We start from the raw sequence: 12,609 nt of genomic DNA, 5'->3' as shown, positions 1-12,609 counted from the left end.
CATCGGCGCGGGCGACGCTTCTCGGACGCGATCAACTGCGCAGGTCGGGCGGGGTCGCCTCACCCTTCAGCATCGCGATCGCTTCGGCGAGCGGCATGATCCGCTGGCCGTCCTGCCCGAGGGTACGGATCGCGACGGTGCCTTCTTCGGCCTCGCGATTGCCTACGACGAGCAGGTACGGAACCTTGGCGAGGCTGTGTTCGCGAACCTTGTAGTTGATCTTCTCGTTGCGAACGTCGCTTTCGGCGCGAATGCCCGCCGCCGTGAGCTGCGCCACCGCGTCCTTGGCATAAGCGTCAGCATCGCTGACGATTGTGGCGACGACCGCCTGCACCGGCGCGAGCCAGGTCGGGAAACGACCCGCGAAATGCTCGATCAATATGCCGATGAAGCGCTCATAGGTGCCGAGGATCGCGCGGTGGAGCATCACCGGGCGGTGGCGCTCCCCATCCTCGCCGATATAGCTCGCGTCTAGCCGTTCGGGCATCACGCGGTCGGACTGGATCGTCCCGCACTGCCAAGTGCGGCCGATCGCGTCGGTCAGGTGGAATTCGAGCTTGGGCGCATAGAAAGCACCTTCGCCCGGCAATTCTTCCCAGCCATAATCGTCGTTCGCCATGCCCGCGCGCTGGACGGCTTCGCGCAGTTCCGCCTCGGCCTTGTCCCACATCTCTTCGGTGCCGAAACGCTTTTCGGGTCGCAGCGCAAGCTTCACCGCATATTTCTCGAAGCCGAGTTCACGGTAGACGCGGTCGAGCAGCTGACAGAAGGCACGCACTTCCTCGACGATCTGGTCCTCGCGGCAGAAGATATGGCCGTCGTCCTGCGTGAACTGGCGCACGCGCATGATGCCGTGCAGCGCGCCATGCGGCTCGTTGCGGTGGCAGCAGCCCATTTCGGCCATGCGCAGCGGCAGGTCGCGATACGACTTCATCCCCTGGCGGAAGATCAGGACATGCGCGGGACAGTTCATCGGCTTCAATGCCATCCACTCGGCACCGTCGGACACGATCGGGCCTTCGTCCTCGATGTTCGGCACCTCGTCGGGGATGACGAACATATTCTCGCGATATTTGCCCCAGTGGCCTGACTGCTCCCACTGCTTGGCGTCCATCACCTGCGGGGTCTTGACCTCGACATAGCCGCCGCCGTCGATCGCGCGGCGCATATAGGCCTCGAGCTCGCGGTAGATGCGATAACCCTTGGGGTGCCAGAAGACGCTGCCATGCGCCTCTTCCTGCAAATGGAACAGGTCCATCTCGCGGCCGATCTTGCGGTGGTCGCGCTTCGCGGCTTCCTCCAGCCGGACGAGATGCTCGGCGAGCTGCTTCTTGTTGAGCCAGCCGGTGCCGTAGATGCGCGACAACTGCGCATTCTTCTGGTCGCCGCGCCAATAGGCACCCGACACGCGCGTCAGCTTGAACGCAGCGGGGTCGAGCTTGCCCGTCGAGGCCAGATGCGGGCCGCGGCACATGTCCATCCAGCCCTCACCGCTGCGATAGACGGTGAGTTCTTCGCCCTGCGGCAGTTCGGCGGCCCATTCGGCCTTGAAGGCCTCTCCCTCGGCCTGCCATTTGGCGATCAGCTTGTCGCGCTCCCAGACCTCGCGCGTGAGCGGCAAATCGGCGGCGATGATCTTTCGCATCTCCTCCTCGATCAGCGGCAGTTCGTCGTCGCGGAACGGGCCATGTTCGGCGGTCGGCGCGAAGTCATAATAGAAGCCGTCGCCCGTCGACGGGCCAAAGGTGATCTGCGTGCCCGGAAACAGGTTCTGCACCGCCTCGGCGAGGACATGCGCATAGTCGTGGCGGAAGAGTTCGAGCGCGTCGGCCTCGTCGCGGCTCGTCACCAGCGCGAGGTTCGTATCTTCCTCGAGCGGACGCATGATGTCGCGCAGTTCGCCGTCGATCTTTGCGGCGAGCGCGGCCTTCGCGAGGCCGGGTCCGATGTCGGCCGCAATCTCGGCCGCGGTAGTGCCGCGCACGACTTCACGGGCAGAGCCATCGGGAAGGGTGACACGGATCATCTGGGACATCGAAAAATCGGCCTTTCTTGCGCAAAATCGCCGCGCCCCTTTGCCAGCCATGTTGCGCCGCCGCAAGGGGCGCGAAGCGGGGTTTGTTTGTCTTCGGGGACGCCGCCCTGCATAGATAAGCCTCCCCCAATGGAGTTACCAGCATGGCCGATCCCGACGAGACGCTGGTTCCGCATCGGCTGGCCAGCCGACCGATTGCCCGGCCAAATAGCTCCCTTGTCATTATGTAAATGAAACTTGACTCTCCGATTGCGAGCAATGTAAAGCTTCCTTGTCTATCAGATAAGGAAGTTTGACATGCCCGAGAAGGCTGCAAAAATTGAAACCGGCTTCTCGGGTCGCCACCCGGGCTTGTGGGCAGCCGCCTTTGCGGTAGCGATGTGCGCCATCGCCTATGGCGAGTATCGCGGCTTTCTGGGCGGCTGGCGTTCGCTGCCATTTGTCGCAGCGGCGGCGCTACTTCTCATTCCACTAACGAAGGCCGCGAACAATCGGCAGGCTGCGGCCGGCGCCCTGTCGCCGGCGACACGGCGATATAATCGGCGCATGCTGATCTGGTCGCTCGCCTATGTCCTGTGCTTGGGGACGGCGATGACCGTTCGCAACTATCTCGCCCCGGAAGGCGCCCTATTGTGGGGGATCGCGATCCTGCCGTCGTTGCCGATGATCTTCTTCGTCTGGGTGCTGGCCCGTTATGCGGTCGAGGAAGAGGATGAATATCTGCGCTATCGCCAGACCAGCGCCGCGCTGATCGGCCTCGCGCTCGTATTGCTGGCCGGAACGCTCTGGGGTTTTCTGGAAACCTTCGGCGTCGCCCCGCATGTGCCCGCCTGGTGGGTGGTGCCGGTCTGGGCGATCGGCCTCGGGCTGGGCCAGATGATCATGACGTCGGCCGAACGGCGCACGGACCGCGCATGAAGAACCGGCTGAAGGTGCTGCGCGCCGAACGCGACTGGAGCCAGCAGGATCTAGCCGAACGGCTCGAAGTGTCGCGCCAGTCGGTCAATGCGATCGAGACCGGCAAATACGATCCCTCCCTCCCCCTCGCCTTTCGCATCGCCGACCTGTTCGGCCTGCCGATCGAAGCGATTTTCCTGAGAGATTGAGCAACGTGAAAAACCGCATCTCTGTCGCCGCCATCTTCATCCTGACCGCCGCCTTGGTCGCGGGCCGCGCCGATGCCGCCGCCGCTCCGCGCAGCGAAGGCGCCTGTTCGGCCGACCTGACGCCGGGGACCGCCGCGACCATCCTGAACGAAGGACAGGGACCCGACGTCATCCTGATCCCCGGCCTGTCGACGCCGAGCGCGGTGTGGGAGGCGACCGCGGCGCGCCTGAAGACCAAATATCGCCTCCATATCGTCCAGATCCGCGGCTTCGGCGACGATGCCGGTCCCAATGCCGAAAGGCCGGTGCTGCCCGCGGCGGTCGAGGATGTGCGCGGCTTCATCGAAGATTGCATCGTCGCGCGGGATCGCCCCGCACCAGCGATCATCGGCCATTCGATGGGCGGCCTGACCGGGCTGATGGTCGCGGCCGAGGCGCCCGACCGCGTCGGCAGGCTGATGATCGTCGACGCCCTGCCCTTCATAGGGACCTTGTTCGGCGCCGCCGGCGTCGATGCCATCCGGCCACAAGCGGACGGCATGGCGGCCATGCTGCGCGCGCAATATGGCCAGCCGCACCCCGAAGGCCCGGTGACCGATCCGGGTCCGGCCGGCATGGTCGGCTCGATGTCGAACACGCCCGCTGGCCGGATCGCCATCGCCGGCTGGATGCGAAGCGCCGATCCGCGCGTGACCGCACAGGTGCTGCACGACGTGATGACCACCGACATGCGCCCCGCGTTACCCAAGGTGTCGGCACCCGTGACCTTGCTCTATGCGCAGGACGACAGTGCGATGCCGGCGGAGCGTGCAAGGGCGACGTTTGAGCCCCAATATGCCGGCACCCCGCACTTCAAGGCGCAAATGATAGCCGGAAGCCGCCATTTCATCATGCTCGACCAGCCCGAGGTTTTCGCGAAAGCCGTCGACGACTTCCTCGCCGAATAGGCGCGGGACGGCGCGGCGGGGTTGCGGGAGATACGGTCGCCCGCTAGGGCGACGGCAGCCGGAAAGGAGCCGTCACCATGTTCAAGCGCCTGTTCGTCGACCATCCGAAGAGCGTCGATGAAAATTACATCGAGCATTTCGGCGTCGCGTCGAAATTCGGTGTGACGATGATCTATGGCGGCCTGTGCGCGCTCGTGCACGCGGTCGTCCCCGGCTGGTGCATCACCACGGGCAGCGACACGATCCAGCGGCTCAACCATATCATGGTCGAAAAGCGGCGCGCCAAGGGGCAGGCCGTCATGCAGATGAGCACGATCGACTGGGTCATCTGACCTCGGTGGACGCCGCTCCCGATTTCCTCGAACGCACCGGCCGCCCCCGGCTCGCCTACCGCTATACGCTGGGCGCGGGCCCGACGATCGCCTTCCTGCCCGGCTATATGTCCGACATGGCCGGCGGCAAGGCGACCGCGCTGTTCGACTGGGCGGCGGCGGAAGGGCAAGCCTGCCTGCTGCTCGACTATGCCGGGTGCGGACTGTCGGACGGATCGTTCGCCGATCAGACCTTGCTCGACTGGCGCGGCGATGTGCTCGACCTGATCGATGCGAAGACCGAGGGGCCAGTCGTGATCGTCGGATCGTCGATGGGCGGCTGGCTGATGCTGCTGACCGCGTTGGCGCTTGCCAAGCGCGACGGGCCGGGCCGCGTCGCGGGGCTCGTCGGGATCGCGGCAGCGCCCGATTTCACCGACTGGGGTTTCAGCGAAGCCGAAAAGGCGATCATCCTTGCCGAGGGCGCGCTGGTCGAAGAGACACCCTACAGCGACCAGCCCTATGTGACGACGCGCGGCTTTTTCCAGTCGGGTGAGGCGAACCGGCTACTCGATACCGAAATCCCCCTCACCTGCCCCGTTCGCCTGCTCCACGGCGAAAAGGACGGCGATGTGCCGCCCGACATCAGCCTGCGCCTGTCGGCCGCACTCGCGAGCGACGATGTGCAGGTGACACTGGTCAAGGGCGGCGACCACCGCCTGTCGCGCGATACCGATATCGCGCTGCTGATCGATACCGTCGCGCGGCTCGCGACCAACTAGAGGATCATCATGGCTCGCAGCGATTTCAAATTCAGCGTCAAAAAGCGTGTCCGCTATGCCGAGATCGACGCGCAGGCGGTGGTGTTCAACAGCCGTTACCTCGAATATTTCGATATCGGCATCACCGAATATTGGCGCGCTGCGGGGGTTTACGATCGCTGGTCCGCGAACGACAGCCCCGAATTTCACGTCGCGCGCGCCGAGGTCGATTACAAGGTGCCGATCCTGCTCGACGAGGAAATCGACATCTGCGTGCGCGCTTCGCGCGTCGGCAAAAGTTCGATGACCTTCCTGTTCGAACTGCATGGCGCGGGCAAGGACGACCTGCGTGCGGACGGGCAGCTCATCAACGTCCATGTTGCCGAGGCGCAGGGCGCGCCGGCTCCAGTGCCCGACGAATTCCTATTCCTGTTCGAAGCGTTTGAAGATCGGTCCCTTCGCGCCTAATATGGGCGGATGACCAAATATCTTCACACGATGATCCGCGTGTCGAACCCCGACGCGACCGTCGACTTCTTCAAGCTGATCGGGCTCGAAGAAACGCGCCGTTTCGATAATGAGGGCGGCCGCTTCACCCTTATCTTCCTGGCGGCCCCCGGACAGGGCGACGTCGCCGAGGTCGAACTGACCTATAACTGGCCGCCCGCCGACGGCAGCGCGCCCGAGGAATATGGCGGCGGCCGCAATTTCGGACATCTCGCCTACAGGGTCGACGATATCTATGCGACGTGCCAGCGGCTGATGGACGCCGGCGTCACGATCAACCGCCCGCCGCGCGACGGCCATATGGCGTTCGTGCGTTCGCCCGACGGCATTTCGGTCGAGCTGCTGCAGGAAGGCCATCTTCCGCCGCAGGAACCCTGGGCATCGATGCCCAACACCGGCGCCTGGTAGGAGCCGCGCGATGCCGGGCCTGTTGATCAATATCGACGTGCCCGACCTCGCCGCTGGCGAGCGCTTCTATACCCATGCGCTGGGACTGACCGCCGCGCGGCGGTTCGACGACGATATCGTCGAACTGACCGGCTGCGAGGTTCCCCTCTACCTGATCGTCAAGCCCGCGGGCTCCGCGATCGGCCCCGGCGGCGGCGATTTCCGCCGCTACAATCGGCACTGGACGCCAGTCCACCCCGACTTTTCGGTCGACGACCTCGACGCCGCGATCCGGCGGGCGATTGCGGCCGGCGCGGTGCAGGAGGGCGAGACATTGGACCTGCCCTATGGCAGACAGGCGATGTTCGCCGATCCCTTCGGCAACGGATTCTGCCTGATCGAGTTCAACGAACAGGGCTATGACGCCCTTGCGCGTTGACCCTGCGACCAAGGCCCGCTGGCTCCCGCTCCGTCTTGAAGGGGCTGGACGCTGGAAAGGAGACAAGGTGACCGCGCTGGAAATCATTCGCATCCCCGTCCTCAGCGACAATTATGTCTGGCTGGTGCACGAACCCGCCAGCAAGGCGACGATGGTGGTCGACCCGGCGGTCGCCGATCCCGTGCTGGCGGCGGCGGCGGAACGCGGCTGGACGATCACCGATATCTGGAACACCCACTGGCACCCCGATCATACCGGCGGCAATGCCGCGATCAAGGAAGCGACGGGCTGCACGATCACCGGCCCGGCCGCAGAATTTGCGCGCATTCCGACGCTCGACGTCCAGGTGAAGGGCGGCGACACGGTCCGGCTCGGCAATATACAGGCCGACGTATGGGACGTGCCCGCGCATACCGCGGGGCACATCGCCTATCATTTCGCGGCGGACGCCGCGATCTTCGTCGGCGACACGATGTTCGCGATGGGCTGCGGCCGGTTGTTCGAGGGCACGGCGGACCAGATGTTCGCCAATATGCAGAAGCTCGCGACGCTCGACGACGCGACGCGCGTCTATTGCGCGCACGAATATACGCTGTCGAACGCGCGCTTCGCGGTGACCGTCGACCCCGACAATCAAGCGCTGGCCACGCGTCTCGCGGCGGTCGAGGCGGCGCGCGCTGCGGGTGAGGCGACTGTGCCGACGAGCATCGGCGAAGAACGCGCGACCAATCCCTTCCTCCGCGCGCCGAGCGCGGCCGAGCTGGGCCGCATCCGCGCATTGAAGGACGCGGCCTGACGCCGATGCTTCAGCGCCTATTCATACGCCGTCCCTTATCCCGACAATCTCAAGGAGCAATTTCATGGCCAAGCTGAACCTGATGGGGGCCGCGCTGTCGATCGCAGCCGCGCCGCTGGTCGTCAGCTGCACGCCTGCGGGGTCGAGCGAACCCGGCGCCGCCGCGCTCACGCCAAAGCAGATGGAAAGGCTCGACAAGCAGCTCGCGGGCAAAGTGCCCGGCGCACCGATGAAATGCCTGCCCAATTATCGCGCCTCCGACACGATCCGCGTGTCGGACAGCATCCTGCTCTATCGTTCGGGCGGCAGTCTCGTTTACCGCAACGACCTCAAGAGCAGTTGCCCCGGCCTCGCCCGCGACAGCGACATCATGGTCGTGCGGCAATTCGGATCGTCGACCTGCGAAGGCGATTTCTTCCATCTGGTCGACCGGTCGAGCGGTATTCGTGGGCCGACGTGCGTGTTCGGCGAATTTGTCCCCTATCGCAAACCGGCGGGGGACAAGGGCTGAACCCAGGGGTTCAGCCGCAGGCGGGGTCCGGTTTGCGCCGAGCTCTTCGGGTCGCACCCCCGCCTGCTATGACGATCAGCCCTTGTAGAGGGCCGCGATCTTGTCCTCGTAAACCTGCCGCAGGATATGGCGCCGGATCTTCATCGACGGCGTCATCTGCTCATTCTCGATGGTGAAGGCTTCGTCGGCGAAGTCGAACTTGCGCACCTTTTCAATCACCGAAAGCTGGCCGTTCACGCGGTCGATCGCCGCGCGCAGCGCCGCGCGGAATTTTTCATGCTCGCGCAGCAGCTTGATATCCTTGGGAAGCCCTTCGGCTTCGGCCCATTCGGCCGCCCATTCGGGATCGGGGACGATGATCCCGACAAGGTGCGGACGCTTGTCGCCATAGACCATCGCCTGCAGGATTTCGGGCTGGAGCGTCAGCATGCCCTCGACGCGCTGCGGCGAGACATTGTCGCCCTTGTCGTTGACGATCAGGTCCTTCTTGCGGTCGGTGATGACGATGCGGCCCTTGTCGTCGATATGCCCGATATCGCCGGTGTGGAGCCACGGGCCCTTGTCCGGCTCCGCCGGATTCGGGACGAGCACGCGCTCGGTCTCGGCCTTGTTGCGCCAATAGCCCTTCATGACGAGTTCGCCGCGCACGAGGATTTCGCCATCGTCGGCGATGCGGACCTCGGTGTTCATCAGCGGCGGGCCGACGGTGTCCATCTTGATCCCCGCGCCCGGACGATTGCAACTGATCACCGGCCCCGCCTCGGTCTGGCCATAGCCTTGCAGCAGCGTCAGCCCGATCGAGTGGAAAAAGACGCCGATTTCCGGGTTGAGCGGCGCGCCGCCCGACACCAGCGCCTTCATCCGGCCGCCGAAACGCTTGCCGATCTTGGGCCGGAACAATTTGTCGAGGATCAGGTCGACTGGGCGGTCGAGCACGCCCATGCGGCGCTCATAATCCTTCTCGCCGACGCGCAGCGCCTGCCGCAGCATCCAGTTGGCAAGCTTGCCCTGCTTTTCGACCGACTTGATCATCCGCGCGCGGATCACCTCGAACAGGCGCGGCACGACGACCATGATCGTCGGGCGCGTCTCCTCGATGTTCGAGACGAGCTTTTCGAGACCCTCGCTATAATAGATTTGCGCGCCGACCATGATCGGCAGGAACTGGCCCCCCGAATGTTCGTAAGCATGGCTGAGCGGCAGGAACGACAGGAACACCTCCTCGTCGCCGATGCCGAAATCATTGACGAGCACTTCGGCCGCGCCCGCCGCATTGTGCAGGATCGCGCCATGATGCTGCATCACCCCGCGCGGCGCGCCGCCGGTGCCGCTGGTGTAGATGAGGCAGGCAGTGTCTTCGCGCGTCATCGCGGCGGCCCGCGTCTTCGCTTCCTCCAGATACGCTTCGCCGCCGGTGACGAGCGGCTCCCAGTCGTGGACCGCGACATCGCCCTGCTGGCCGACGCGCAGGCTTTCCATGCTGATCACGATATTCGCGTCGGAGCGCATCACGGCGGGCATCAGTGTGCGCGCAAGCTTGGCGGTCGATACGATCACCGCCTTCGCGCCGCTGTTGTCGAGGATATGCTGATGATCGCGTTCGGTGTTGGTCGTGTAGGTCGGCACGGTGATGCAGCCTGCGGCCATGATGCCGAGGTCGGCGATGCACCATTCGGGCCGGTTCTCGCTGACCAGCACCACGCGGTCGCCTGGCTTGAGGCCGAGTTCGCGCAGGCCGTGCGCGAGCGCCGACACCTGGTTCGCGACCTGCCGCCAGCTCAGCGGTTGCCATGCCCGGTCGGCCTTGCGCCACAGGAAAGGATCTTCGCCGCCGCGCCCCGCGCGGTCAAAGAACATCGCGACCAGACTCGGAAAATGGTCGAGATGGGGATTTACGAGCTTCATTCTGCCTCTCTCCAGGGAGTGTTCACTGCATATTTTTATCGTTGTTCGTCGCTTTAGCCCTGCGGCGGCGCGCCATCCACGGCCGAGGTGCCGGGACCGCGCGGGTCGGCTGCGCCGCGCCAGCCGTCGCCGACGCGCTCGATCGCGTTGAGCTTCGAGCCGAGATCGGTCGGCGTGATGCTGTAGCCAAAGGGTTGCATCTTTGCGGCAATCGCCTTGCCCGCATCATTGTCCTCTATGATCACGCCCGACTGGCCGAAATAGAGATTGGGCAATTCCATCGCCTCCTTGGCGGTCAGCCCCCAGTCGAGCACGCCAACCAGCACTTTCGTCACATGCATGATGATACGCTTGCCACCCGCCGAGCCGACGGCAAGCACGACCTTGCCATCGGGGCCGTAGACGATCGTCGGCGACATCGATGACAAAGGACGCTTGCCCGCCTGTACCCGGTTCGCGGTCGGCACCCCGTCCTTCGTCGGCGCGAGGTCGAAGTCGGTGAGTTCGTTGTTGAGGAAATAGCCGTTCGCGATCAGCTGGCTGCCGAAAATGCTCTCGACGGTCGAGGTCATCGACACGACATTGCCCGCCTGGTCGGCGACGACGAAATGCGTCGTCCCCTGTTCCTCGACCGGCGGCGCGGCGGCGCGCGGCTTCGCGCCGGGCGGCGTACCGGGTTCGTAGCGGCCCGCCGCGCCATAGGGCGAAATGAGCTGGCGGCGTTCGGCGAGATAGGCCTTGTCGAGCAGTCCCTGCACCGGAACCTCGACGAAATCGCCATCGCCCAGATAGGCGGCGCGATCGGCGTAGGACAGCTGCATCGCTTCCGAGAGCAAGTGCCAGCTCATCGGATTATCCTTGCCCATCGCCTTCATGTCCCAGCCCTCGACCATGCCGAGGATACCGAAGACGGTGGTCGCGCCCGACGAGGGCGGCCCCATGCCGCAGACCTTGTAGATGCGATAGGTGGTGCAAACCGCAGGGCGCTCCCTCGCCCTATAGGCAGCGAGGTCCTTCGCCGTCAGCGTCGTCGCATTGCGCGGCGCCTTCGCGACCGCTTCGCCGATCGCGCGGGCATTGGCACCACTGTAAAACGCTTCGGGTCCGCGTGCGGCAACATCGCGCAGCAGCGCGGCATAGGCCGGGTTCTTCAGCCGCGTTCCCACGGGGGCCGGCTTGCCGTCGACATAATAGATTGCACGCGCGGCCGGGAAATCCTTCCACATCCCCTGGAACCGGTCGAGCCAGTTATAGAGCGCGGGGGTGACCTCGAACCCTTCTTCGGCGAGCTTGATCGCGGGCTGGAACAGCGCCTTCCATTCGAGCTTGCCCCATTTCTTGTGCGCCATCTCCATCAGGCGCATATTACCGGGGACCCCGACCGACAGGCCGCCGGGAATGACTTCCATATAGCCGCGCGGCTTTCCGTCGGCGCCGAGGAAGCGCTCGGGCTTGGCCGCGGCCGGCGCGGTTTCGCGGCCGTCGATCGTCGAAATGCTGCCGTCGCCCGCATTGTGATGGACCATAAAGCCGCCGCCGCCGATCCCGCTCGATTGCGGTTCGACCAGCGTGAGCACCGCGACCATCGCGACCGCGGCATCGGCGGCAGTTCCGCCCTGATGCAATATCTCGCGTCCTGCCTCGGTCGCCCGCGAATCCGCCGAAGAAGTGACGCCCTGCGCAAATGCCGGCGCCGGCAGGGTGAGGACGAGGACAGCGGCAAACGGGAGGAATCTTTTCAACATGCGCCGACTGTGGCCCGCGCCTCGGGCCAGCGCAACCCTGTCAGTGCGCGGTCCCCACCGCATCGGCGACGCGCGTGAAGCCGTCGCGGACCGCAAGGTCCTCCAGCCCGCGCGCGATCCGGGCGGCAAGACCCGGCCCGGCATAGACCATCGCCGAATAGATCTGGATCAGGCTGGCGCCTGCACGGATGCGCTCCCACGCTTGGGTCGCCGACGCGATCCCGCCCGCGGCGATCAACGGCACCTTGCCGCCGCTCGCACCATGGAAATCGCGGACCCGCTGGAGCGCGAGATCGGCAAGCGGCGCACCCGACAGGCCGCCAGCCTCGCCCGCGTGGCGCGACGCGAGCGCGGGACGCACGATCGTCGTGTTCGACACGATCACCGCCGCCAGCGCCTTGTCGATCGCCACCGCGACGATATCGTCGATGTCGGCGGGTTCGAGGTCGGGCGCGACCTTCAGGAAGACGGGCTTGGCCGCCCCCGCCGGCTGCGCCGCGGCCACGCCATCGAGCAACGCTTCCAGTGCGCCCTTGTCCTGCAATGCGCGCAGGCCCGGCGTGTTGGGCGAACTGATATTGACCGTCAGATAATCGGCGAGCGGCGCCATCGCCGCCGTGCCCTTGGCATAATCGGCGATGCGGTCGGCGCTGTCCTTGTTCGCGCCGATGTTGATGCCCAGCGGCACCGCGATCCCGCACGCGCGCAGCCGTGCGATCCGTTCGGCCGCGGCCGCCTGCCCGCCATTGTTGAACCCCATGCGGTTGATCACCGCGCCATCCTCGACCAGCCGGAACAGGCGGGGACGCGGATTGCCGTCCTGCGGCAGCGGCGTCAGCGTCCCGACCTCGACGAAGCCGAAGCCGAAGCGCGGCATCACCGCGGCGACGCGCGCATCCTTGTCGAAGCCGGGCGCGAGTCCGACGGGATTGGGAAAGCTTATGCCCGCCAGCTCGGTCGCGAGGATCGGGCTGGTCAGCGCGTGGCGCGCGCGCGGCAGCGGTTCGAGCGCGCTCAGCGTCAGATTATGCGCCGCCTCGCCATCGGTGGCGTGGACGATCGGGCGGACGAGCGCATAGGCGGCGTCGGTCAGGGAGGCGAAGAGCGACATGCCCCACGCCATTGCGCGCGCCGGGGCGCTATGGCAAGCCCCCCGCCA

14 protein-coding genes are annotated in these 12,609 nt (G+C 65.5%); 10 read left to right on the top strand and 4 right to left on the bottom strand.

Annotation, left to right across the window (positions count from 1 at the left end; genetic code table 11):
* Positions 1-31: 31 nt before the first annotated feature.
* Positions 32-2,035, bottom strand: coding sequence for a threonine--tRNA ligase (gene thrS / locus VGU00_RS09230; protein WP_327467745.1), 2,004 nt, complete (start codon positions 2,033-2,035; stop codon positions 32-34).
* Positions 2,036-2,332: 297 nt separating this feature from the next.
* On the opposite strand from thrS, the gene VGU00_RS09225 reads away from it, so the two are divergent.
* The 10 genes from VGU00_RS09225 (at position 2,333) to VGU00_RS09180 (ending at position 7,800) form a co-directional block, all read left to right on the top strand.
* Complete coding sequence (locus VGU00_RS09225; RefSeq protein WP_327467743.1) at positions 2,333-2,953, top strand: hypothetical protein; 621 nt, start codon at positions 2,333-2,335, stop codon at positions 2,951-2,953.
* Positions 2,950-3,141, top strand: a complete 192-nt coding sequence (locus tag VGU00_RS09220) for a helix-turn-helix transcriptional regulator (protein WP_327467741.1) — start codon at positions 2,950-2,952, stop codon at positions 3,139-3,141. Before VGU00_RS09225 ends, VGU00_RS09220 begins: the two co-directional genes overlap by 4 nt.
* Before the next feature lie 5 nt (positions 3,142-3,146).
* Positions 3,147-4,088: an alpha/beta hydrolase gene (locus tag VGU00_RS09215; protein WP_327467943.1), complete on the top strand. Its 942-nt coding sequence runs from the start codon at positions 3,147-3,149 to the stop codon at positions 4,086-4,088.
* 77 nt (positions 4,089-4,165) lie between these two features.
* Positions 4,166-4,420, top strand: a complete 255-nt coding sequence (locus VGU00_RS09210) for a DUF6356 family protein (protein ID WP_037511175.1) — start codon at positions 4,166-4,168, stop codon at positions 4,418-4,420.
* The gene (locus VGU00_RS09205; RefSeq protein WP_327467941.1) at positions 4,417-5,181 is read left to right on the top strand and encodes an alpha/beta hydrolase; all 765 of its coding nucleotides are present in this window, start codon (positions 4,417-4,419) and stop codon (positions 5,179-5,181) included. Before VGU00_RS09210 ends, VGU00_RS09205 begins: the two co-directional genes overlap by 4 nt.
* A gap of 9 nt (positions 5,182-5,190) precedes the next feature.
* Positions 5,191-5,628, top strand: coding sequence for a thioesterase family protein (locus tag VGU00_RS09200; RefSeq protein ID WP_327467739.1), 438 nt, complete (start codon positions 5,191-5,193; stop codon positions 5,626-5,628).
* Positions 5,629-5,637: 9 nt separating this feature from the next.
* On the top strand, positions 5,638-6,075 hold the full coding sequence (locus VGU00_RS09195; RefSeq protein WP_327467737.1) for a VOC family protein: 438 nt from the start codon (positions 5,638-5,640) through the stop codon (positions 6,073-6,075).
* Positions 6,076-6,085: 10 nt separating this feature from the next.
* Complete coding sequence (locus tag VGU00_RS09190; protein WP_327467734.1) at positions 6,086-6,493, top strand: VOC family protein; 408 nt, start codon at positions 6,086-6,088, stop codon at positions 6,491-6,493.
* Positions 6,494-6,560: 67 nt separating this feature from the next.
* Complete coding sequence (gloB, locus tag VGU00_RS09185) at positions 6,561-7,289, top strand: hydroxyacylglutathione hydrolase (protein ID WP_327467732.1); 729 nt, start codon at positions 6,561-6,563, stop codon at positions 7,287-7,289.
* Between the two features lie 64 nt (positions 7,290-7,353).
* On the top strand, positions 7,354-7,800 hold the full coding sequence (locus VGU00_RS09180; RefSeq protein ID WP_327467730.1) for a hypothetical protein: 447 nt from the start codon (positions 7,354-7,356) through the stop codon (positions 7,798-7,800).
* A gap of 75 nt (positions 7,801-7,875) precedes the next feature.
* Here the strand turns inward: VGU00_RS09180 and VGU00_RS09175 are convergent, their stop codons facing one another.
* The 3 genes from VGU00_RS09175 to VGU00_RS09165 are packed head-to-tail and all read right to left on the bottom strand — an operon-like array spanning position 7,876 to position 12,561.
* Positions 7,876-9,705, bottom strand: a complete 1,830-nt coding sequence (locus VGU00_RS09175) for an AMP-dependent synthetase/ligase (RefSeq protein ID WP_327467728.1) — start codon at positions 9,703-9,705, stop codon at positions 7,876-7,878.
* A gap of 53 nt (positions 9,706-9,758) precedes the next feature.
* A complete protein-coding gene (gene ggt / locus VGU00_RS09170; RefSeq protein WP_327467726.1) occupies positions 9,759-11,450 on the bottom strand; it encodes a gamma-glutamyltransferase in 1,692 nt (563 codons plus the stop codon).
* Positions 11,451-11,490: 40 nt separating this feature from the next.
* Positions 11,491-12,561: a quinone-dependent dihydroorotate dehydrogenase gene (locus VGU00_RS09165; protein ID WP_327467724.1), complete on the bottom strand. Its 1,071-nt coding sequence runs from the start codon at positions 12,559-12,561 to the stop codon at positions 11,491-11,493.
* Positions 12,562-12,609: the final 48 nt, after the last annotated feature.

This window comes from Sphingopyxis sp., assembly GCF_035944815.1.
Classification (GTDB): Bacteria; Pseudomonadota; Alphaproteobacteria; order Sphingomonadales; family Sphingomonadaceae; genus Sphingopyxis.
This window is presented reverse-complemented; position numbering and strand designations above follow the sequence as displayed.

Coding starts and splice junctions, on each gene's coding strand:
- thrS (WP_327467745.1), bottom strand. CDS start 2,035: ATGTCCCAGATGATCCGTGTCACCCTTCCCGATGGCTCTGCCCGTGAA.
- VGU00_RS09225 (WP_327467743.1), top strand. CDS start 2,333: ATGCCCGAGAAGGCTGCAAAAATTGAAACCGGCTTCTCGGGTCGCCAC.
- VGU00_RS09220 (WP_327467741.1), top strand. CDS start 2,950: ATGAAGAACCGGCTGAAGGTGCTGCGCGCCGAACGCGACTGGAGCCAG.
- VGU00_RS09210 (WP_037511175.1), top strand. CDS start 4,166: ATGTTCAAGCGCCTGTTCGTCGACCATCCGAAGAGCGTCGATGAAAAT.
- VGU00_RS09200 (WP_327467739.1), top strand. CDS start 5,191: ATGGCTCGCAGCGATTTCAAATTCAGCGTCAAAAAGCGTGTCCGCTAT.
- VGU00_RS09195 (WP_327467737.1), top strand. CDS start 5,638: ATGACCAAATATCTTCACACGATGATCCGCGTGTCGAACCCCGACGCG.
- VGU00_RS09190 (WP_327467734.1), top strand. CDS start 6,086: ATGCCGGGCCTGTTGATCAATATCGACGTGCCCGACCTCGCCGCTGGC.
- VGU00_RS09180 (WP_327467730.1), top strand. CDS start 7,354: ATGGCCAAGCTGAACCTGATGGGGGCCGCGCTGTCGATCGCAGCCGCG.
- VGU00_RS09175 (WP_327467728.1), bottom strand. CDS start 9,705: ATGAAGCTCGTAAATCCCCATCTCGACCATTTTCCGAGTCTGGTCGCG.
- ggt (WP_327467726.1), bottom strand. CDS start 11,450: ATGTTGAAAAGATTCCTCCCGTTTGCCGCTGTCCTCGTCCTCACCCTG.
- VGU00_RS09165 (WP_327467724.1), bottom strand. CDS start 12,561: ATGTCGCTCTTCGCCTCCCTGACCGACGCCGCCTATGCGCTCGTCCGC.